This window comes from Paenibacillus anseongensis (assembly GCF_009757995.1).
GTDB classification, from domain to species: domain Bacteria; phylum Bacillota; class Bacilli; order Paenibacillales; family NBRC-103111; genus Paenibacillus_E; species Paenibacillus_E chondroitinus.
In genome coordinates, this window is the sequence record NZ_WSEM01000016.1 from 1,468,089 (window position 1) to 1,491,448 (window position 23,360).

Sequence of the window (23,360 nt, forward strand, 5' to 3'; positions counted from 1 at the left end):
ACAAATTAAACCGGTTTAACAACGTACATAACAGTCGGGTAATCTCCTCTTTTGAGTGGAATTAAACGTATGGTATGGATTTTGTTAAACCGATTTAATCGTGGTCGCTCGCAATGTAAGCGCTTAACTATTATCTGTATCGTACCGTGTAATATTGGAAAATGCAACAACTTTTTTTGGAAGAATTTGGTGTCAAATGCTGTCGAAAAGAAAAAATCCTGAAAGCATCCACTAAGGACGCTTATCCAGGATTGGAAAAAGCAGCTTCTGATTCGGTTTCGTATACATGTTCGTTTTCCAGATAACCTCCGACCCCGTATCGATCCTTCCTTCCACCTTCTGCCCACTGCTCAGTTGAACCGCCGTCTTCAATGCCACATAGCCCATATTGAACGGCTTCTGGACGACCATTGCCTGAATGATTTCCTCTTCCAGGAAACCGATTTCCTCCATGGAACTGTCGAAGCCAATCAGCTTGATCTCTCCTGGCTTCTTCGAATCATGAAGCGCTTTGGCCGCGCCAAGGGTCGAAGGCTCATTTAATCCGACTATTCCTTGCAAATTCGGGTAATCCTTCAGCAGCTGCATCGTAATGTCGTACGCTTTTTCCGAAGAACCTTCGCTGTAGTAGGTATTCAGGATTTGGAAGCCCGTATCCCTTTGAATGGCAGAGCGAAGCCCGTTTTCTCTTTCAATGGAAGTAGATGACCCTTTAATGAAATTAATAATAGCTACTTGCCCGCGATTCGGCAGTGTCTGGATCAGCGCTTCACCCGCTTTTTTCCCCGCTTCCACATTATCCGTGGCGATAAACGACTTGGAGATGCCTCCCTTAAGACCGGAATCCACGGTAATTAAGGGAATGCCGGCTTTTACAATTTCGTGCGCAATAGGCACCGTTCGCTCGAAATCTAAAGCCGACAAGACAATCGCCTTCGGCTTCATCGCTATGACTTCGCGCAGCAACCGAATTTGACCATCGACATCTTTTTCCGTGTCTGTGCCGACAACCTTCACTGTGCTCCCCATCTCTGCGGCAGCGGCATTGACGCCTTGCTCGACAACCTGCCAAAACTCAATTTGCTTATCAATGGTCTTGGGCACAAAAACGATGGGCTGATTATTTTTACCTGCCGCTTTTAAACCATACACATAAACAACCATTGATAGGATCGCTATGACAATTAAAAGTAACCAGCGCTTCATTCGTCTTTCACCTCCAACTCGGAGCAAGGAATTCGCAATGTGACTGTCGTCCCTTCTTCCGGCTCGCTTTCGAAAGACAAGCCATACGCTGTACCATAGAACAGCTGAATACGATGATGCACATTCCAAACACCTAGCCCCTGATCCTTGGAAGATTCCGAATCTGGTCCTTGTCCCGCTCCCAGCAAGCCTTGCAGCTTGGCTTTATCCATACCTAGCCCGTTATCACTTACCGTAATTTGGATGACGCCGTCAACCATCCGCCCTACGATGCGGATATGCCCCCGTTCTTCCATGCGCCTGATGCCATGGTAAATTGCATTTTCCACGAGCGGTTGCAGCATTATCCTCAGCATACGGCAGCCCTGCAGTTCGGGTTCAACCTCAATCGCGTACGAAAATTTATTGGTGTATCGCATGGATTGCACCGTTAGATAGTTAGCCAAGTGCTCCATTTCCATGGATACGGAAACTTCTTGCTCCCCTTTGCCTATGCTGTAACGCAGCATTTTGGAGAGGGCCATGGTCATTTTCACGACTTCTCTCATTTTGTTCGTTTCCGCCATCCAAATGATTGATTCCAACGTGTTATACAAGAAATGCGGGTTGATCTGGGATTGGAGCGCTTTGATTTCACTTGTCCGAAGCAGCGCCTCTTCATGAACAATTTGCTTCATGAGGTCCTTTATTTTGACCAGCATGACATTGAAGCTCCTTGCTAATTTCCCAATCTCATCGGCTTGCGTAATATCAGCCCGAATATCAAAGTTGCCCTGTTCCACCTGTTTCATATTCGCTTCCAGCTTCTTGATCGGCCGACTGAGTGTAAACGATAGCACGATCGAAATGCCCAGCGCGATGATCAAACACACGCTGCCCCACAGAACCGTTGACAGCTGCATCTTTTTTTTATTTCCAACCAGCTCTTCGGGATACGTGACACCAACAATTTTCCAACCAAAATTCGTCGTTCGAATCGATAAGATTTTTTCATGATCATTTTCTTTCAATGATAACTGCCCGTCTCCCGAGGCCAGAATCGCTTCAATAGGTTCACTTTTCAAATTCGTATGGATGATCTGCTGCTGAGGGTGATAAACGAGGTCTCCTTCGGAATTGACAATAAACACATACCCTCTTTTGCCTAGTTGAATATGGCTGCAGAGGTCATTAATAATCGTGTAATTCAAATCGATCAGCAGCACGCCGGTCTTGTTGATTCGATCGTCGCCCCGAAACTGCTGGCTCATGGAGATGACCCAGGGATATTCGTTGTGATAGACGTGTTCAACTTCCGAGGAAGAAATATAGATGGCGTCATTTTTCGCTTTCGTATACCAATCCTGCGCAATTAACTCCGGATAACTCTTCAGGGCGCTCTGCTCCCGGTCGGAGATGACAGCTCCATTGGAGCCTATAAAAAGAATTGCGCTAATGTCATTTCTGGATTGAACGATGACTTGCAAGGAGCTTTCAATCGCGTTGACCAGGCTTTGTCCGACTTCTGAATGTGGATCCGTCATCGTCAAATACTGTCTGATTTGCCCATTGTTATATAGAAGGGACGAAATACTTTTCATATTATCAATATACGTCTCAATCGTCGTTCCAACCTGATTAATCAGCTCATTCGTATACTGCACCGAATTTTCGGTAACGGAGTCCGACGACTGGCGGTATGTGTTGTAGCTCAGAATAAGCGTAGTGCCAATGATCAAACAGGAGAAAGCGACAGCTATGCTTGTGTGAATGCTTTTAAATCGAAAGAAACGCCTTTTATTCAAGAGAGCTCCCCTCTCTGCTTGCTGATCTATATTCTTTGGGCGTCATCCCATGATGCCGCTTAAAAATCACGCTGAAATACTGCGGGTCACTGTATCCAATTTTCGCGGCAATTTCATAGGCTTTCAAATTCGTCTCGGTTAACAGTTCCTTTGCTTTGGCAAGGCGTATCCATGTGACATATTCAATGAAGGACTGGCCTTTCTTTTGCTTAAACAGCCCGCTGAAATAATTCATGCTCATGTAGACGTGTTGGGCCACTTCATTCAGCGATAAGTTATCATTTTGATAGTTTTCGAGAATATACACTTCAGACCGGATCAACAAAGAGTCTACATCTTGCGCCATTTTCATCATAACCTGTTCAAACAACTGCAGGCATAACAACTCCAGCCACCCTTTTATTTCATCTAAGGTTTTATAGGCTCGAACCTGTCCGAGAATATCCGCAGCCTCCAGGGCGTCATGGCCGGAGTCCTCAAATACTTGAATGATGGCGACAAGAAGCCTTTGCACATAAATGTAGCAGCGATCTACCGAGGATTGCGAAGCGCGCAGCTCATGCATCCAGTCATTCAAGAGCCTGGCGAAAAGCTCTTTATTCCCCGTCTTCAACGCTGCGATCAGCTTGCGCTCCCATTCTGCATGATGCACCTGCAATTTGCCTTTCCCATGTACGATATCTTCAATGGAAATAATCTTATTTTTGCCGACCATAAATCGATAATCGAGCGCCGAACCCGCTTCGGAATACGATTTGGACAGCTCCTCCATCGTCCGGTACGGTCTGCCAATCCCAATCGAAACGCGAACTCTCACATACTTTTCTATGCACTGCAGGGCTTGCTCCGCGTATTTCTGGACAGCCAGAATCAAATAAGGCATTTCACCTGAGAAAATGATGCCGATTCGCTCGTCTCTCGTTCGAAAGACAATACCGCCTTGCTCTAACTCAAAAATTTCGTGAACAATATTATACACGGCAAACCGCAGCAATTCGGTCTCCGAGCTTATTTTCGCAGCCATTGGGTACATAAACTCTTCCACGTCTAGCGTTGCCGCCATATAGTGCGGCCCCGGGAGTGACAAATGAAACAGAGCAAATTTATTCAGAATCTCCTCTTTCTTCACTTCACTGGTGACCATGCGTTCTAAAAATTGCTCACGCAATAAAGGCATGCTCATATTTAGTTGGCTTTGCAGCCTGGACAGATCTTCATTCCTTAACCGTTTCTCATCCAGCTCTTTTCTCAAATGCTGCAAAATACCCGTAAATTCGTGATGGCCAACGGGTTTCATTACATATTCATAAACCTTCAGTTTTACGGCCTGCTTGGCGTATTCGAATTCTCCGAACCCCGTCATAATAATGACGGTAATATCCCGGTAACGATCAGCAATGGCCGCGGCAAGCGCCAGCCCATCCATGTGAGGCATCGAAATATCCGTAATAATCACATCCGGCACACGGATTTCGAGGGAATCCAAGGCCTCTCTCCCATCACCATAAGAACCAATTAACTCAAAGCCATGGGCCTCCCAATCTATTTTCTCACGAATACTTTCCCGTACAGCTTCTTCGTCATCAACTATGATTAGGGTATACACCTTACCACCTCAGGTTTTACAAATTCGCTCTGAACCTCAACTTTATTCGAGAATAACGCTTACATTTCCTGTAGAGGCCTGGAATTTCTTTTAGAGAAAGAGGTTGCCCGCTTAAGAGCAACCTCCTCTAAACTTAGTTATACAACAGCACCTTAATTTCAGCAGAGTCAATGTTTGTTTTATCATACCAATGGAAGCCTGTATCGATGGTCTTCTCTACTTTTTCGCCTTTACTAGCCATGACTGCTGCCTTAACGGACCAATAGCCGATTCCGATCGGGTCCTGAGTAATGGCGCCAGCCATTTTTCCGCTCTTAATGGCGTCAATTTGCGCTTTGCCCGAGTCATAGCCAATAATGACAAGCTTATCGTTTTTGAGCTCCGTCACCGCGTTGACGACACCAATCGCCGAGCCTTCATTGGCTCCAAAAATACCTTTCAAGTTCGGGTGCCCTTGAATGATCGCCTTGGCCAAATCGGTTGATTTCAATTGGTCGCCGCCGCCATATTGAATATCAACGATTTTGATGTTGGGATGCTTCGCTTTCATCTGGTCGACGAAGCCGTCTCTGCGATCAACGCCGGTGCGGCTCGTTTGGTCATGCACAACAAGCGCAACTTCACCGGCATCGCCAATCTTCTCCGCCATTTTGTCAGCGGCGAGCGCTGCGGCTTTTTTATTATCCGTCGCTGCTGTCGTGACGGGAATGTCGCTGTCTACGCCGGAATCGAAGCCGATAACCGGAATATTTGCGGACTTCGCTTTCTGCAGAAGCGAAACGGATGCTTTGCTGTCCAGCGCTGCGAAAGCGATGGCGGTTGGCTTTTTATCCAGCGCAGCTTGCAGCATTTCAATCTGTTTATCGACCTGCGCTTCGGTTTCCGGGCCTTCGAACGTAATATTCACGTCGAATTCTTTGGCGGCTTTTTCTGCTCCTTGCTTTACCGCTTGCCAAAATTGGTGCTGAAAACCTTTGGAAATCACAGGAATATAAGGTTTGGAAGCGTTCGAAGAAGCAGGTTTGGCTGAAGATGATGTTGATGTACTGGAGGTTGAGCTTGAGCCGCAAGCAGCGAGAAGAGATGCAGAAAGTGTAAGCGCAGCGGTGACCATGACAACTTTACTCATTTTGTTTTTCATTTTGTCGTCTCCCTTTTACATGGAATTTGGTATATGAATTCTTACAAAGAAGGAATACCTGAAGTCATTACCTCGCCTTACGCCGACGCAGAATGTCTGCATACACCGCAAGTAAAACCACAATACCCACGATAACTGTTTGCCATTCTTGAGGAACGGACAAGATCCTTAAACCGTTGGTCATCACACTCATAATCAAAGCCCCGATCACGGTTCCGAGAATAGAACCCTGGCCTCCGCTTAACGAAGTGCCCCCAATGACGACGGCCGCGATGGCTTCCAATTCATACCCCATCCCAAGCGCCGGTTGAGCGGAGTCAAGTCTCGAAGCGATCATGACCCCCGCAATTCCGCTAAATAAACCGGTTAATACATAGATGGCAATTTTCCAGAAACGGATGTTTACACCGGATAGCCGCGTTGCTTCCTCATTGCTGCCTAATGCAAAGTTATAGCGTCCAATCACCGTTTTCGTCAGCACCAGGCTTGAAACAATGGCAAGGCCGAAAAAGATCAGAATCGCATTCGGAACTGCAAAGCCGGGAATCACCTTCTCCAGCGCGGTGCCCATCACAATTTCACGAAATGCAGGTGTTTCATTGAAATAAATTGGTTTCGCATGCGAGATAACGAGAGACAAGCCTTTCGTCATCATCATGACGGCCAGTGTCGCAATAAACGGTGGAATATTCATCTTCGCTACCGCAAAACCGCTGAACAATCCGCATAGGACGCCTGTCAAAATTCCTGCCAGAATGCCAATGGGAATCGGCAAATGCCAGTTCGTAATGAACACGCCGGTCATCACAGCCGAGAAAGTCATGACCGTGCCGACGCTGAGATCAATGCCGCCTGCAATAATAACGAACGTTGAGCCTAACGCCAGGACACCGATGACAGCCGTTGATAGAAGAATCCCGACGATATTCGTGAATTGCAAGAAATTGCTGGAGGAGAGCGAGAAAATAATAACTAAGAGCGCCAAGCTGGCGAAAGCTAACAATTTCTGTGTAGCCGCTGTCTTTGGAAGCATAGGCTTTGAAGATTTCAAGCTGCTTAATTGCATGAATGTCCATCCTTTCTTAATTGCGGCTTGTTGCTAATTTCATAATCTCTTCTTGGTTGGCCAGATCCCCTGGAAGCTCACCGGTAATTCGCCCTTCACACATCACCAGCACACGATGGCTTAAACGTAAAATTTCGGGCAGCTCGGAGGAAATCATCAAAATCGCCTTTCCCTGCTTGGCTAAATCCTCTAACAGTGCATAAATCTCCGATTTTGCCCCCACATCAATCCCTCTTGTCGGCTCATCAAAGATAAGAATCTGGCAATCGCGATGCAACCATTTCCCGATGACGACCTTTTGCTGATTGCCTCCTGACAGAAACTTCGCTTTCTGCTGCACACTCGGCGTTTTTATTTTCAGAGACTCTACATATTGGCCTGATACTTGTTCAATGCGACCATCCTTCATCCACCCGATGCGGTTGCGGAATTTCTTCAAAGAGGGCAGCGCAATGTTGGCCCCCACCTCCATATCCACGACAAGTCCATATCGCTTGCGGTCCTCGGAGAGATATCCGATCCCGTGTTTCACCGCGTCATGTGTTCCGCGAATATTCACTTTTTTCCCGTGTACATAGACTTCACCAGTATCCATACGATCGGCTCCAAAAATCGCTCGCGCCATCTCCGTTCGGCCTGCTCCCATTAAACCGGCAACACCCACGATCTCACCGGCATTCACGGTAAAATGAATATCCTTGAAGGCATTCCCTCGGCTTAGATTTTCGACTTTCAAAACCGTATCCTGCGATCCGACTTGCCAGCTTGGCCGTTTCTCAACGACGATTTCCCTTCCAACCATCATCGAAATGATCGCATTCATGGATGTTTCTTGCGTCTTCACAGTCGTTATGTAACGCCCGTCCCGCATGACCGTTATTCGGTCGCTGATTCTTCTTAACTCCTCCATGCGATGCGAAATATACACAATACCTACACCGTTATGCCTCAGCTTCTCAATCATCCGGAACAGCTCGTTTATTTCCGCTTCCGTCAGCGCCGCAGTCGGTTCATCCATGATGAGCACCTCGGAATGGAAAGACAGCGCCTTGGCGATCTCAATCATTTGCTGCTTGGCGACACTCAGCTCCGATATTTTCATACGCGGATCCAAGTTCAGGTTCAGCTGTTCCAGAAGCGCCTTCGTGTCATCATTCATTTTCTTTTCATCTAAAAGAAATCGCAGTTTTTTACGCGGCTCCCGCCCAATGAACATATTCTGAGCGATCGTCAAATCGGGTATCAAATTGAGCTCTTGATGAATGATGCTGATCCCTAGTTGTTGAGCGGTTTTGGTATCCGGAATCTGAACCTCCTTCCCTTTCAACAGGAGGCGTCCGCCGTCTTTCTGATAAATGCCGGTCAGGATCTTCATCATGGTCGACTTTCCTGCACCATTCTCACCAACCAAGGCATGGACCTCACCTGGCATTAGTTCAAATTGGCAGCCGGAAAGCGCCTGTACGCCGGGGAAATGCTTATCAATACCTTCCATTTGTACAAGTGGATGTATCACTTTGGTTGTTCACCTCAATATCGTTTACTGCTTTCATCTTAGCTGTAAACGCTTCAATTGAGAGTGGAGTATTTTCATAAAAAAGTCGAAAAATTACCGATAAATGGTTGAAAGAAACACAAAAAAGCACCCAAGGCCGCTGCCTCAGATGCTTCTCTCACTACCTAATTTCTATTCTGCCTGAATCCAGGTAATATCTTTTTGCACTAACTGTTCTTTCCACTCTTTAGGAGCGTCCACATTGCTGACGATAATATCGATCTTGTTCAAGTCCGCAATTTTGTAAAATTGTACTTGCCCAAATTTCGAATTGTCCGTTACCACAACGCTAATTTTCGATTGGTCAATTAATTTCCTGGCAAATTGTCCGCGATCTTCATCAAAAGCTGTGATCCCTTTGTCCAACATAATGCCGTCAATCGAAATAAAAGCTTTATCCACATAAAAGTTCTCGATCATTTTTTCAGCCATAGAGCCGACAACACGAGACTGTAATGAACTTACTTTGCCTCCGATGAAGAAGATATCGCCGGAAAGGAGTTCCTTGTTCTTGTAATCAATAAGCAGGTAAAGAGCAGGAACTGAATTTGTAAGTACTGTTATATTTTTCTTATTAAGCAAATAGTCAATGATGTGCAAAGTCGTTGATCCATCATCGATGAAAATGACCTCGTTATCTTCCACTAAAGTAGCTGCAGAACGGCCAATGATTCGTTTTTCTTCCGCATGCAAAACTTCTCTCTTCAGATGGGAGGGTTCCTCACGGGAGAGATTGATTTTCACAGCGCCGCCATATACCCGCTTCAATTTGTTTTCTTCTTCCAATTCTTCCAGATATCTGCGAATCGTTTCAGAAGATACATTCAGATTGTCAACCAGGTCCGTCGTTTTTACTTTGCCCTCAAGGTTAAGCAGGTTTAGTATATAGTCTTTGCGTTCTTCTCCAATTAATGACATGATTCCCTTCCTCCTGAATAACTTTGATTGTCCTTCCTAATTATATGGCTTTACGAATCGTTTGCCTATCTGTATTTAAAAAAATAACAGGAAGGGTAAGCGGTAACCCTACAGACATGATATCAGACAGTCTACCAGAAAATCCAAGCATTTAAAACAAAGAGGGAGCCCCCACCATGTACATGGCTATTGAGACACCCTCTTCTGTTATTTATTTCAACTCTGCAATCAGTCGATCTACTTCGCCTGAAGGTGTGTTCAACACTTCATATACATTAACTAGTACATTATTTTGAAGTTGATCTGTCGTTAAGTTGCTGAAAGTTAACGTTTGTTTGCCATTGACCAAGCGGTCAGTGCCGGTGAATGGGAAGATTTTAGAGCCCAGAATCGTGCCCGATCGATCAACCAGCTCAAATTTCAATTTGGAGAAGCTATTGTCTACCAACACCTTAGGATCACGAATGAGATCCATATACAACTGCAATTTGTAGGTGTAATTCAGAGCAATCGTTTGTCCAGGCACTGTAATTTGAGACAACATGTAGTCTTTCAAATTAACCGTATAAGGATACAAAGAGATTTCGTGTCTATCCTCTGGCTCCTGTACAGCTACTTTGTAGGAAGCAATCGTTGACTTGAACGTTGGTTTGGATTCTCCGCCCGTTTGTCCTTTGATTTCGTTTTGAACCTTCATCGTGTATGTATCGCTTGTCTCAGACACAGGCAGTACAAATGCATAGCTGACAACCGTTGAAGTTCCTGGCGCGATCGACTTCTGTGCATCATTTTGTCTGGAACCTGTGTAGTCATAGCCGGTCGGGCTAGAAAGCATTGTTTGGAAAGCGGGAACAGGAATGTCACTTACACCCTTGTTCGTCAAAGTAAACTTAGCAAAAGCGACTTTACTGCCTTGATCTTTGTTGTCCGTAACATGCAGTTCTACCAGGGCTACATCAAGATCCTGATTAATAACGTCATTCCATTTCTCAAAAGTAATCGGCGTTCCGTACGTATAACTGCCTGTAGCACCAGCAGCGCCAGGCATCTCCACATTCAGTTTCCCGATCGTGAATGCTGAAGTTTTTACATTGCCTGCTGCATCTGCTTGCGTGAAGCTTTCGGATGTCAGCACATTGATGCTGTTCAGCACAGTATCCATATCGGCATGAATTGCATAATGAACATATTTACTTTGACCTGCATCCAGCACGACAGGAGCATCTTCAACCTGTTTGCCCGCATACAGATTCGTTTTGGACTTGCCATCCAATTCAATAGCTGGCAAAGTTTCGGCTTGATCGTTCGGATTGGTTACCAGAAGTTTCACAACATACACAGCACCTTCATTGCTGTTGCTTCTGGTAATATCCACTGTTTTGTATTGCAGTGGCGATGCCACAGTTGGGATGCTGAACGTTTCTCCCCACTTAATGGAAGCTGGAGCCTTTTTAAACTCTCCGCGATTTCCGTTCCATACTACCCCATCGATTGGAGCAGAAAGAAGCAAAGTCTCTTGTTTCGGATACACATCATAATTCACATCAATCAGTGATAGATTGCTTAAATCCACTTCTGTTTGACGGTTAATGACTTTCAAATAAGTCAATTCGACTTCCGACTCCGGCTGCACCCCGTGTGCATTGCTGCTGCTTGGACGCAGCGTATAGATGGTACCATCCGTCGTTTTTACTTTAAGCTCATAGTCTGGGATGCGCAGGGTCTGATTGCTGGTGTTCATGATTCTAATTACAGAACCGAGACGCACACCGTTTGCTGTTTTCTCGCTGGAGACGCCTTCGATTACAACTTGCAGGCTGTCGCTTATTTGATAGACCGGAGCTGCGACTGTTTGAGCAACAGCAGCATCTGTTCCTTCTGCAAGCGCCGGAAGTCCCGTCATCAGCAATGCTGATGACAGAACGAGCGTCATTGCTACTTGTTTAAATTGAATTTTCATTTTTCCCGTTCCTCCCAAGAGTGAGTATTGCGATTACATTTCGATCATCACATGGTGCTGAGCATCAGAATCTTTGGCGGATTGCTGCTCGGCTGCCTCACTTTTCTTTTTCTTCCGCATAAAAATGACCAAGACGATCGCAATGAAAGCCGGAACCGCAGATACCATTAAGGTGTCAGCAATGGCTCTTGTCAAAGCCTCTTTCTGTACGAGTCCATATAAAACGCCGATAACACCGCCGGAAGCTGAACTCGCGTCCGTTCCGAGTTCTAGGTAACGATGAACGACATTTGTCTGAAAATCAGCATACGCAGGCGTATTCGTAGAAATAGATTCATTGAATCTCACTCCGAACTGCGTAGATTTGTTATTCATAATACTGGTCAGCAAGGCGATACCAAGCGATGCCATTACGTTACGCACAACGTTGGATACAGAGGAAGCTCTGCCGATCAAATGATTGGGCAACGTATTCATCCCGGCTGAAGACAGCGGCATCATACACAAACCGATACCAATCCCACGGATAACAAGCAAACCGCTAATCCAATGTGTAGACGTTTGCTGCGAAAGAACATGCATTTCCAACGTTGTAAAACCAATAATAGCCAAACCTACGATACTTAGAGGTACGACTCCGTATTTGGAAACAAGCTTTCCTGCAACAGGCATCATGAAAGCCATGGCGATCGATTGCGGCATCATGACCAACCCTGTCTGCATAGGCGTCAGTCCCGTTACATTTTGCAGGAAAATTGGCATCATATAGATCCCGCCCTGCATGGAAATCATAACGAAACTTGAGGCTGCCAAGCTGATTGTAAAGACGGAATTTTTAAACAACCGAAAATCCATAATCGGGTTATCTTTACCCAGCTCGATATAAACTAATAGAATAAAACAGGAAATAGAGATGAAGAACAAACTCACAATATAGAAGGAAGTCCATCCGTCCGCTTGACCGTCCGTCAATGCCAGAAGCAGCGTACTGAAAACAATCATACATAAGATACTGCCTACGTAATCAAATTTCAGCCCTGCACGTTTAGGCGTCTCTTTCAAGATAATTAAACCAAGACCTACGGCAACAATCCCAATGGGAACGTTAATGTAAAATAAATAACGCCAGCTGAAATTATCAATTAAATATCCGCTTAACGTTGGCCCCATCGCAGGCGCAGCCATCGCCGAAATCCCCCAAATCCCCATCGCTACTTGAATTTTGCTGCGAGGCATGATCTGGTAAAGCATGGCCATCCCGACCGGCATAATAAAGCCGCCGCCAAGCCCTTGAATAATTCGGAAAATAATAAGACTCGTGTCGCTCCAAGCGATCCCGCACAATACCGAGCCGACGATAAACGCGCTCACCGTGGTCAGAAACGTTGTTTTGTAACCGAATCGGTCCGCCAGAAAGCCACCCATCGGAACAACGACAGCTGAAGCGAGCATATATCCCGTAACAACCCATTCGATTTCCGTAGATGTTGAACCGAATACAGCCATCAGTTTCGGTATCGCAACGTTCATTAAACTATTGTCCAAAATGGCTAGAAATGTGCCTAGAATGAGTACTAACAGTGCTAACCACTGGTAGACTGTAATCTGCTCCTCTTTTTGCTCAACTGCCGGAGTAGCTGTATCTGCCGTTGTTGTTGACATTGTAGCAGCCTCCTTTACTCGGCATGAACCTTAGCTCCGTCTGTCAGCTTGTCACCCGGGTTCAAGACGATTTTATCTCCCGGTTTCAGAGCCGAGTCTCCTTTAAGGTATACCCAATCCTGATTCTTATCTTCAGTCTGAAGAACAACGGATTGCACGGCGTCACCGTTAAGTTTGAATGCGACGGATTTCCCATCTTTTTGAACAAGCGCTACTTTAGGCACTTCAACACGACTTTCGCTGCTGCTGCCTCCGAAGTCAACACTTGCTACAGCACCTGCATGTAACGTTCCATCCGGGTTGTTTACTGTCAACTTAACCGGGAATGTATTATTATTCGTGTCAGATACCGGGCTTACAAAGGAAACCGTTCCTTCGAATGTTTTACCAGGAACACTAGGGACAACAACGTTACCTTTGCCACCTTCCTTGATCGAATTGATCATTCCTTCAGGTACGCTAACTTCAACTTTCACTTTATCCACATTAACAACGGTCAATAAAGCAGCACCCGCTTGCGCCATTTCTCCTGCGTTTACGTTCTTTTTAACAATGACGCCATCGATAGGAGATACGACTCCCGCATTTTTCACTGCAATTTGAACGAGATTCAAAGCAGCTTGTTTAGCGGTTACATCGGCTTTTAATTGTTCTAACGCATTCGCTGTTGCACCTTCTCTAAGCAAACCAAGCTTCGCTTCTGCCGCAGTCAATTGCGCATTCGCAGCCTGTTGTTGTGAAAGGGCAGCATCATTCGCTGACTTAGCCTTTTCATAATCAAGTGTTACTTTATCCAATTCATCCGAAGTTACATCGCCTTGATCATAAAAGTTCTTAGCATGATTGTATCCTTTGGTCACAAGATCATAAGCGGCTTGCGCTTGCGTTACCCCTGCTTTCGCTTGGTTAACAGCTGCTTTGGCTTGATCAACACCTGACATTGCCGCCTGAACATCCTGCGAGCGGGCACCAGCTTCCGTATCAGCCAATTTGGCTTGCGAAGCCGTTAGTCCTGCTTGCGCTTGATCCAACTGCTGGAGCAAATCTTCCGTATCAAGCTGCACAAGCAGATCACCCTTTTTCACTTTAGCGCCTTCTTCAACGGAAACTGCGGCAATTTTACCGCCAATTTTGGACACAACTTGAACGGTTTGATCTGATGCCAGTTTACCGCTTGCGCCTACAGCATTCGCGCTGTTGATCGTAATCACCTTGACGGAAGGTACGGTTGACTGCGCAGTAGTAGCCGACGAGGATGTACAACCGCTCGCAAGTATCATGGAACCGGCCAGAACACTTAAAGATATAACGACGTTAAGATGTTTTTTCATGGGCTATCCTTACTCCCCTTTGATATGGATTTTGATCGAAGCATTCATTCCTGGCGCTAGATCCAATCCTTTATTATCGTCTATAGAAATTTTTACACTCATTCTTTGTGTTACTTTGGTGAAGTTCCCGCTTGAACTTGTTGTTGGAAGCAAAGAGAACGTGGAAGCTGTCGCTTGACCAATCTCCATTATTTTCCCTTGGAATTCCGTTTTGCCATATGTATCGACATCAAATGTTACCACTTGACCCACATGGACTTTTTTGATCTTCGTCTCATCGATGTCTGCGGATACGTAAAGTGCATTTTTATCTACAATCATCGCTACCGATTGCCCAGGAGCCACGACTTCGCCGACCTTGGCAGAAGTTTGAATGACCGTTCCGCTAATCGGAGCACGCAGGGATGCTTGATCTAATAAGCTATTGGATAAGTTCGTAATATCCTGCTGCCCAACGATTTGATCCGCCACAACCGTATCGCCCATCTTAATGCCCAGCGTATTGATTTTGCCGGAAATTCGAGGCATGACACGGTAGATATCCGCAGAGATACGGGCATTGTCCGTCGCTACATAGTTAGCGCCTTGATACCAGTAATAACTGCCGATAAAGGCTCCGCTAAGCACAATAACAGCCAGAATAACAATTAAAATTAATTTACGTTTCATTCCGTTCCCTCCAGCTTTTTCTCCAAATGTTTAATCAATGTACCAACTACTTCTTTGCAAGTCGCAATCTGCTCGGGTGTAAAGACGTTTTCTAGACCTGCATAAAACTCATTATTCATCGTCTCGACCTTCGATTTCTTCATTTGTTGGCAGAAATCCGTCGTACCAATCCAGACCACCCTGCGATCTTGTTCATCTCTTTTGCGTTCCACCATCCCATCACGTTCAAGCCTGTCGACAATACCTGACACAGTACTATTACTGAGCTGCACAGACTGGGCAAGGTCACCAAGCTTTCTAGGTTGCTTCTGAAACAATTCACGCAAGATAAATAACTGAGGTCCTGTAAGCTCTTCCCGCTGAAGTTCTCGATACAGTAAAGAAGCCCGTACTTTATGCAGCCTCGTAAGTTCAGCCACAAGTTCTTTAACCTCTTCCAAAACGCGCCCCCCTACACACCAAAATCATTCGTATACGAAATATTGTGACATCACACATCATACCACGCTTTTATGAAACTGGATATATGTAGAATTGTAATTTTTATAACCCCATACTAGGAGCTAAAAACATATGTTTTCCAGCTTGCGAGGGAAGAAAACGAATGGAGATTTGAAGTATTTCACATTATCTGCTTGAAATTAGCAAAGACTCAGCTTGAAGCATTTTTTAATGAAACGCTTTCATAATTAATCAGCCAAACTCCGTTTTATCATGCGATTTGGATCGTTAAAAGTGGAAGCTGCTTTAGTTGGAAACGCTGGTGCTTGAGTAAGGGGCAATGGAATATGAGACAGCCTTTAGAGCTTTCTCGGAAGGTAATGGAGCATTTTTTGGCTGTGAGACAACCGATTGTACTTTTCAGTTGAGCTGACTCGGGGGAAGGGGCTACGTTAGCGTTGTAAAACAACGCTACAGCGTGTCGTAGGCGTGGATTGGGGTTTCTCGCAGAATTTAAGCTTGTTCTACAATGCTAATGAGTGCAGTTTGTAGCTACGTTAGCGACATAAAACAACGTTACAGCTTGTCTTTGTGGTGGAAGGCAGCTGCGGCGAGCACTTAAGCAGGTTCTAGGTACTTTTGAAGGTGCGAGAAAGCCTATTAGGCTTTCTCGCAATGAATTGCCGGATTTTACGACTACGAGACGAATTTTTTGACCTTCTCGCCGGAGATATGGCGGAATTATGCCTATATTGCAATGCGAGACGGCCTTTTTAGTACTTTCATTTGGAAATAGGAGATTTTACGACTGCGAAACGGCCTATTTAGCTTTCTCAGCTAGAGTCGGGGGGGAGTGGTTACCTTAGCGACGTAAATAGCCCCCCTCGCGCTACTCCTGGGAATCCCGCTCCTTCTCATAGAGAGCAAACAACGCCAATTTCGCGTAAAAATCCTCCAAAATAAATCGGGAATCCACACTCCGATAGACACGGATTTTGCGGTTACCCGGCTTCGCGAAATAGCGCATTTCGGCGTCCACATTCGGCGCCTCGATCAACTCATAATCGAACCTTTGCTCCTCCAGCAGCAGAGAAACGGCCGGCGAATCGCCGAGCACCCAAGTCTCCCCTTTCGGCCACTGCGGGCGATGTCCGTTTTTCATATTGTGATTGACGAGATACTCATACAAGTAGCTGCCGATGCGGCCATGAGGACGAACCTTTACAGCAAGCTCGGCGAGGCTAACGCGCACCATTTCGTACACATTTTTAGGAACCTGCCATAGCGGAATCGGCGAATTGAAAACGGCATTCACTGCGTCGACATCATTGGATAAATTAAATTCATCATGCCCCTCAGGATACGTACCTCCGCCGATCCAAACGGCGATAAGACGATCCGCAATGCGCGGCTCCTGCAAATAAGCGCTGGCCAGATCGGTTAACGGCCCTTGAAAGGTGACGAATAAAGGCCTCGGATCGTCCTTCATCGCTTCGTCAATAATGAGTTGGCTGCCTTCCGAAGGCACGGGTGTATGCACATCCGGGATTTTGTGAGGAGCCCCCCGATAAACGCCATATTGCTCTCTCATCCCCATGAGCTGGAGCACGTGCTCCACTTCCTCATAAGATTCTTCCATCGGAGCGGCGCTTCTTGGACCGAAATGAGCGCCGATAAAGCCTTTGATTTGTAAGCGTTGTGATAAAATTGCATGAACAATCGCGTATTGATCGTCCGCTTCGCATTTGGCATCGGTATTGATAATGACACGAACCTGCTTTTGCTCTGGAACCTCATACGGCATAAAATGATGCGGCATTTATGATCTCTCCTTTTTTGCGTCTAAGCATTCCGGGTTAATACCGAGGAAACGGCCTTATTCCAGCCCGAACAATGGGCTTCGCGCAGTTCCGGCCGCATTTTCGGCTGATACGATATAGATCCTTCTCGCGTTGCACCTATCGCTTCTAGTGAAGTCCAAAAGCCGATTCCGACACCGCCCAAATAAGCGGAGCCTAACGCGGACAATTCCGCAATTTCCGATTTCACGACCCTTTTACCTAACAAATCAGCTTGGAATTGCATCAACTTTACATTATCCGACGCACCGCCATCTGCCCGCAGTTCTTGCAGCGCAACGGCCGTTTCATTTTCCATCAATCTAACCGCATCGTGTACTTGAAAAGCAATGCTTTCAATGGCAGCCCGAATGATGTGCGCTTTCGTCGTCCCCCGATTCATACCCGTGATAGATGCTCTGGCATAAGAGTCCCAGTAAGGCGCGCCAAGCCCGACGAATGCCGGCACCAAATATACGCCTTCACTATCCGGCGTGTGCTCAAGCATCATCTCCATCTCCTCGAACGTACGAAACAAGCCCAAATTATCCCGAACCCAAGTCAAGCTATCACCCGAGGTGCGGATAACAGCTTCAACGGCATAAGTCACTTTGCCGCCTCTGCCCCAAGCAATGGCGCTCACAAGTCCGTTGCCCGATGAAATCGGACTCTCGCCTACATTCATCAACACCGAAGTACCTGTGCCGTAGGTAGCTTTCGCCATACCGCTCTCAAAACATTGGTTGCCGAATAAAGCTCCCTGCGAGTCGCCGATGACCCCCGTGATGGGAACAAGGCAATCGCCGAATAATTCGCTATCTTCCGTGTAGCCAAAAATCTCGTCCGAGCCCTTGACCTCGGGAAGAAGCTGCAGCGGCACGCCAAAGAGGCCGCACAACTCCTCATCCCACTGTAACGTGTGGATATTAAAAAGCGAGGTGCGGCTGGCGTTCGTGTAATCCGTCGCATGCGTCTTGCCCCCGCTCAGCTTCCACAGCAGCCAGCTGTCGATTGTGCCTGCGAGCAGCTTGCCATCGGCCAGCTTTTCGCGCACACCCTCGGCATGCTCCAGGATCCAGCCCCATTTCGCAGCGGAGAAATACGGATCGAGCATCAAGCCCGTTTTGCTGCGCACACTCTCCTCGTGCCCAGCCTTTTGATAGGCGGCGCACTGGTCAGCCGTTCGCTGGCACTGCCATACGATCGCAGCATGCACGGGAAGCCCTGTCGTTACATCCCACAACACGGCTGTCTCCCGTTGGTTCGTGATCGTTAAGGCAGCTAAAGATTCCGGCCCTACTCCGGCTATTGCCAAAGCTTCTTTCGCAGCGCGAATGCTATTTGCGTAAATTTCCATTGGATCGTGTTCGACCCAACCCGGGCGAGGATAGTACTGGCGATGCGGGATCGCGCTTTGAGCCGTTATCTGTCCTGCGCGGTCAATAATGAGCGCTTTCGTTCCTGATGTGCTTTGATCAATCGCGAGCAGATAGGACTTTTCCATCGTCATTACTCCTGTCTGCCGAGCATGCCAAGCGCCACACGCTTAAGATTGCTGCTGCTAATGCCATAATGGCCGAAAACCTCAGCTGTTTTTCCCGCAATCGCCGGTTCGTCTGGGATGCCGATAATCCGCATCGGTACGGGCTGATGTTGAACGACTACTTCCGACACAGCTGCACCAAGCCCGCCATGAACACTGTGCTCTTCCACTGTGATGATGTGCCCTGTTTCCTTCGCCGCCTGAATAATGGCATCCACATCCAGTGGTTTTATCGTGTGCATATTGATCACTCGGCAAGATACGCCCGCTTCCTTCAGGGCTTGATGTGCATCCAGAGCCACGCGTACCGTTTCTCCTGCCGCAATGATCGTTATGTCGCTGCCTTCGCGCATTTGCACGGATTTGCCAATAATGAATTCGTAATCGTCCGAATCATATACATCTTCTACCGCGTTGCGGCCAATTCGCACATAAACGCCGCCTTCGTGCTGCACAAGGGCCTCCGTCATCCGCTTCGTTTCATGCCGATCAGCCGGCATCATCACAGCGATGCCCGGTATCGCCCGCATAACGGCTACATCTTGTACGGAATGGTGGGACATGCCAAGCGCGCCATAGCTGACGCCGCCACTAATTCCCACCAGCTTCACGTTCGTTGCCGAGTACGCTACGTCCACTTTGATTTGCTCAATGCTGCGCATGCTAAGGAAACAGGCCGGCGAGGTAACGAACGGCTTTTTGCCGCTGTGGGCAAGCCCGGCGGAGATCCCGACGATATTTTGCTCGGCGATGCCCACCTCAACGAATTGCTCCGGAAACGCTTTGGCGAAAGGCCCCATCGCCGCCGAACCCCGCGAATCGCTGGCAAGCACCATAATAGAGCGGTCATGCTGCGCCTTTTCGAGCAATGTCTCGCATATGACCTGCCGATTTGGAATCGTGTTCATCTTAACCCACCTTCCCTTTCTGCTCGTAGTTATCGAATGTAGCAGCGAGCTCTGCCAGGGCTTTCTCCAACTCAACCTGATTAGGCACATGATGATGCCAGTGTGGAACATTTTCGGCAAAAGAAACACCTTTGCCCTTCACCGTATTTGCCATGACAAGCGTCGGTTTTCCATTAATTTCCGGTACAGCCTCAAACGTCTCGATCAAAGCCTGCATGTCATTGCCGTCAATCGAAACAACATGCCAGCCAAAAGCCGTCCATTTGTCCTCAAGCGGATCCAAGCCCATAACGTCTTCCGTTGAGCCGCTGATCTGCAGCCGATTACGGTCGATGATCCCGATCAAATTATCTAATTTGTAGTGAGATCCCGCCATCGCTGCCTCCCATACCGAACCCTCCGCCTGCTCGCCGTCTCCCATGAGGCAATAAGTTCTATAGGCGGCACCGTCTTTTTTCGCGGCAAGCGCCATACCTACAGCCACCGCAAGTCCATGGCCTAGCGCACCTGTATTCATCTCGATGCCCGGCACCTTATTGTTCGGGTGTCCGATGAGCTTCGTGCCGAATTTACTGAAGGTTGCGAGCTCCTCTTTTGGAAAAAAACCACGGTCAGCAAGGATTGACCATAGCGATTCTACCGAATGCCCTTTACTCAAAATAAATCTGTCGCGATCTGCCGCCTTCGGCCTCGTTGGATCAATATTCATCACACGATAATAGAGTGCGGTTAAAATATCTGTATTGCTAAGTGAACCGCCCGTGTGGCCGGTTTGAGCCTGTGCAATCATTTGCAATAAATCCATCCTGATTTGCGTTGCTTTCGCTTGAAGTGCTGTGATTTCCATAAACCCTCCTTATTTACAGGCCCTTGCCTCGCAGCCAAGCCTGAATTTCGCTTTCCGTCGGATCAACAGGATCAGGGGATAGTCCCGGGATATACGAGCATGCTTCATATAAAGCAGGAATGACATTGGCATGAATGCCTACGGAATGATGCACATACGGCCCCTTCACAAGCTTCTCTTCCCATAGCGGCCAGTCATTCACTTCAACCCATACATAAGATCCACGTGTATAAGGCCCTTGAATTCCCTTGGCTTTCCCAAGGAATAATTGATATTCGCCATGATCGCCGTCAAAACGGGCCAACGTCATGCCGCCGCCTTTAATCTCACCTTCGTGAGTACCAGGCGCATGATCGTCGAATAAGAAATGCTTGCGCAGTTTAGGCTTATTTTCAACGGAGAGAGAAACAGGAAAGTTCCCGCAATGGAACAACAATTCACCGTTGGCGTTCTCCGGATGGCGTACCGTTAAATCGGCAAAAAAGGTCGGCGCTTCATTCATCGCAGCAGCTTGAACCATAACGGAGGTAATCGCACCATGGATGTCGGTCTCGCACGTTACCGGAATCTGTTCATCCGTCAAAATCGCGTTCGCCAGACAAGGCATAATGCCCATCGCTTCCTGCAGCGCTGACCAGCATTGAATGGCAATCGCCGTGCTGCCTGTTTGCTGTGCGTACTGCTTCATGGCTACTTTCAGTGCGGCAATTCGCCTCACGTCCTCTTCCGTCACTTCCGACCAGTCCAGCTTCTCCTTGATGTAGTCCATCGCTTGCGCCAATTCCGAGGATTGGCCGTTTTCAATGCGTTTGGTAGCACGCTGGATGTCAACGAGCGTAATCGGGTGCAGTTCAATACCGAATCGCTCCAGTAATTCCCCTTCATTGCACATCATCGTCCAAAACGACGACGGTCTCGGTCCGATTTGCAGGATGCGCAGCGAACGGAACTGGCGAACCACATTCGCTGCCGAGATGAAATTTGAGAAACCCCTTTCAAAAACGGGATCATTCACACGCGTGTTCGTCACGTAGGAAAATGGTACATTAAAGCGTCTAAGCACCTTCCCCGTTGCAAATAGTCCGCACTGTGTATCTCGAAGCCGCATGCCATCCTCAAGCGGAGCTTCATCGCGTGGCCCCCATAGCAGCACAGGCTTGCCTAGCGCTTTGCCTACCCGTGCAACTGTGTCTTCCGTACCGAAGTTACAGTGCGGGAAAAATACCGCATCTACATCCTCTTGCTTGAACCGATTGATGATGAGATCCGCGTTAATGTTATCGTCATAGAGAAGACCTTCTGAATTGATTCCCTCGAGATCGACAATATCGATGTCCAATCCGAAATTTTGAATTTTTTCCCTAATGAGCACTTTGTACTTAAACGCATCTTCCGCGCTAAAAACGAATCGGCGAGTCGGCGCGTAGCCCAGCTTTAATTTTTTCATGGATGTGCCTCCTGATTAGTTTAGCTAAACAACTAAATTTTTAGTAATAACAGAACTGAAATTAATATACTTCTTTTCGTCTTTGTTTAGTTAATTATATGAATAAACTTAATCTAACATGCCAATAATGGGACGTCAATGCTGTTTTTTACGAAAGTTTAGTTATTTTTATGTAAAAAGTTTAGTAAACATTAAATAGATCGTTGCATTTCCACGTCGTTACAGATAAACTAAACTCACTCAACTAATTTAGTAAATGGGGATTGTTTGATTTGAAAATGGAAGACATTGCGAAAATGGCCGGGGTTTCCAAATCTGCGGTATCACTGGCTCTAAACGGGAAAACGGGGATTAGCTCGGAGACTCGTGATCGTGTACTTGAAATTGCCAGAGAAAGCGGTTATTCCCCGAAGCCTCGGGCATCCGCTGTCGAAAACGCCGTGAAATCACTCTCATTTCTCGTTTTCACCAACTCGGGTATCGTACTTGAAGCGTATTACCAGCAGCCCTTTTTTAGAGAGCTGATTCATTATATTGAGGATCGCTGCCGCTCCAAAGGTTATTCCTTGCTTTTCTCTTCGGTAGATATGGAGTATTTTGAACGCGAAATTAAGATGCTTGCGGAGGATAATCAAAGCGACGGCATTATTTTACTTGGCAATAACCTGACTCCGGAGGAGATTCTGGATATTTCAAATCGTCTGGGACCTCACCTCGTGGTGCTCGACAATTGCTTTGATAAGCTGCCTGTTCATTTTGTGAGCATGAATAACTTCATGGGAGCCTATCAAGCGGGTGCTCATCTATGCAGCATCGGACATACAGAAATTGGCTATATAGCTTCCAATGTTCGGATTCAGAACTTTGAGGAGCGTAAAGTTGGCTTTTATGAGGCTTTGCATGAACAGGGACTCGAAATCCATCCCGATCATATCTTTGCTGTAGCGCCGACCATGTTATCGTCTCAAGAAGATCTCAAGAAACAAATCAAGGCGTATATGGAAACGGGCCGACAACTGCCGACCGCTATCTTCTGCGAATGTGATTACATCGCCATTAGCGCTATGAAGACGTTATCGGAGCTAGGCATCCGTGTGCCCGAACAAGTATCTGTCGTTGGGTTTGACAACATTTCGGAGTCACGCATCATTTCACCGGAGCTAACCACCGTTCATGTCGAGAAAAAACGCATGGCTCAATTAGCCGTTGACCTGCTGATCGAATCCATCGAGCAAGGAGTCGAGGCCACCTCCAAAATCAGGGTGGATACCCGTTTTGTTGAGCGGCACTCCTCTCACCCGCCGCGTAAGAGCGCAAATTGATGTTGGAAGGTCTGTTCCACCTTGCATATTTGGCGATGGATTGTGCCCCCGGCGATTTAGCATTCCTGTAGATGCTAATTATTCAGCTTTGCAAAAAACAAGCACCCTCTGTACAT

Annotated in this window: 18 protein-coding genes; 1 reads left to right on the plus strand and 17 read right to left on the minus strand. The window is 47.0% G+C overall.

The features are described from left to right. Positions 1–231: 231 nt before the first annotated feature. The 17 genes from GON05_RS23040 to GON05_RS23120 all read right to left on the minus strand — a co-directional run bounded on the left by GON05_RS23040 (position 232) and on the right by GON05_RS23120 (position 21,922). Positions 232–1,206, minus strand: coding sequence for a substrate-binding domain-containing protein (locus GON05_RS23040; protein ID WP_157322109.1), 975 nt, complete (start codon positions 1,204–1,206; stop codon positions 232–234). Continuing rightward, positions 1,203–2,990 (minus strand): sensor histidine kinase, encoded by a 1,788-nt coding sequence (locus GON05_RS23045; RefSeq protein ID WP_157322111.1) that lies wholly within the window; start codon positions 2,988–2,990, stop codon positions 1,203–1,205. Before GON05_RS23045 ends, GON05_RS23040 begins: the two co-directional genes overlap by 4 nt. Continuing rightward, positions 2,983–4,596 (minus strand): response regulator, encoded by a 1,614-nt coding sequence (locus GON05_RS23050; protein WP_157322113.1) that lies wholly within the window; start codon positions 4,594–4,596, stop codon positions 2,983–2,985. Before GON05_RS23050 ends, GON05_RS23045 begins: the two co-directional genes overlap by 8 nt. Before the next feature lie 133 nt (positions 4,597–4,729). Beyond that, complete coding sequence (locus GON05_RS23055) at positions 4,730–5,737, minus strand: ABC transporter substrate-binding protein (RefSeq protein ID WP_157322115.1); 1,008 nt, start codon at positions 5,735–5,737, stop codon at positions 4,730–4,732. Between the two features lie 67 nt (positions 5,738–5,804). After that, positions 5,805–6,803: an ABC transporter permease gene (locus GON05_RS23060; RefSeq protein ID WP_157322117.1), complete on the minus strand. Its 999-nt coding sequence runs from the start codon at positions 6,801–6,803 to the stop codon at positions 5,805–5,807. 16 nt (positions 6,804–6,819) lie between these two features. Then, on the minus strand, positions 6,820–8,298 hold the full coding sequence (locus GON05_RS23065) for a sugar ABC transporter ATP-binding protein (RefSeq protein WP_157322336.1): 1,479 nt from the start codon (positions 8,296–8,298) through the stop codon (positions 6,820–6,822). Positions 8,299–8,490: 192 nt separating this feature from the next. Next, positions 8,491–9,276, minus strand: coding sequence for a DeoR/GlpR family DNA-binding transcription regulator (locus GON05_RS23070; protein WP_157322119.1), 786 nt, complete (start codon positions 9,274–9,276; stop codon positions 8,491–8,493). A gap of 211 nt (positions 9,277–9,487) precedes the next feature. After that, the gene (locus GON05_RS23075; RefSeq protein WP_157322121.1) at positions 9,488–11,236 is read right to left on the minus strand and encodes a hypothetical protein; all 1,749 of its coding nucleotides are present in this window, start codon (positions 11,234–11,236) and stop codon (positions 9,488–9,490) included. 33 nt (positions 11,237–11,269) lie between these two features. After that, complete coding sequence (locus GON05_RS23080; protein ID WP_127450302.1) at positions 11,270–12,898, minus strand: DHA2 family efflux MFS transporter permease subunit; 1,629 nt, start codon at positions 12,896–12,898, stop codon at positions 11,270–11,272. Positions 12,899–12,912: 14 nt separating this feature from the next. Next, complete coding sequence (locus tag GON05_RS23085; RefSeq protein WP_157322123.1) at positions 12,913–14,229, minus strand: efflux RND transporter periplasmic adaptor subunit; 1,317 nt, start codon at positions 14,227–14,229, stop codon at positions 12,913–12,915. Between the two features lie 9 nt (positions 14,230–14,238). Next, complete coding sequence (locus GON05_RS23090; RefSeq protein WP_157322124.1) at positions 14,239–14,898, minus strand: HlyD family secretion protein; 660 nt, start codon at positions 14,896–14,898, stop codon at positions 14,239–14,241. After that, positions 14,895–15,338, minus strand: a complete 444-nt coding sequence (locus GON05_RS23095; protein WP_127450308.1) for a MarR family winged helix-turn-helix transcriptional regulator — start codon at positions 15,336–15,338, stop codon at positions 14,895–14,897. Before GON05_RS23095 ends, GON05_RS23090 begins: the two co-directional genes overlap by 4 nt. 890 nt (positions 15,339–16,228) lie before the next feature. Beyond that, entirely contained in the window at positions 16,229–17,158 is a 930-nt protein-coding gene (locus GON05_RS23100) for a nucleoside hydrolase (protein ID WP_246239288.1), read from the minus strand. A 23-nt stretch (positions 17,159–17,181) separates the two neighbouring features. Then, a complete protein-coding gene (glpK, locus tag GON05_RS23105) occupies positions 17,182–18,687 on the minus strand; it encodes a glycerol kinase GlpK (protein ID WP_157322125.1) in 1,506 nt (501 codons plus the stop codon). Next, a complete protein-coding gene (locus GON05_RS23110; RefSeq protein ID WP_157322126.1) occupies positions 18,687–19,628 on the minus strand; it encodes a transketolase family protein in 942 nt (313 codons plus the stop codon). Before GON05_RS23110 ends, glpK begins: the two co-directional genes overlap by 1 nt. Before the next feature lies 1 nt (position 19,629). After that, entirely contained in the window at positions 19,630–20,475 is an 846-nt protein-coding gene (locus GON05_RS23115) for a transketolase (RefSeq protein ID WP_157322127.1), read from the minus strand. A gap of 13 nt (positions 20,476–20,488) precedes the next feature. Beyond that, a complete protein-coding gene (locus GON05_RS23120; protein WP_157322128.1) occupies positions 20,489–21,922 on the minus strand; it encodes an L-fucose/L-arabinose isomerase family protein in 1,434 nt (477 codons plus the stop codon). Positions 21,923–22,194: 272 nt separating this feature from the next. Here GON05_RS23120 and GON05_RS23125 point away from each other — a divergent pair, with 272 nt between their 5' ends. Then, a complete protein-coding gene (locus tag GON05_RS23125; protein ID WP_181646181.1) occupies positions 22,195–23,244 on the plus strand; it encodes a LacI family DNA-binding transcriptional regulator in 1,050 nt (349 codons plus the stop codon). The last annotated feature ends 116 nt before the right edge of the window (positions 23,245–23,360 follow it).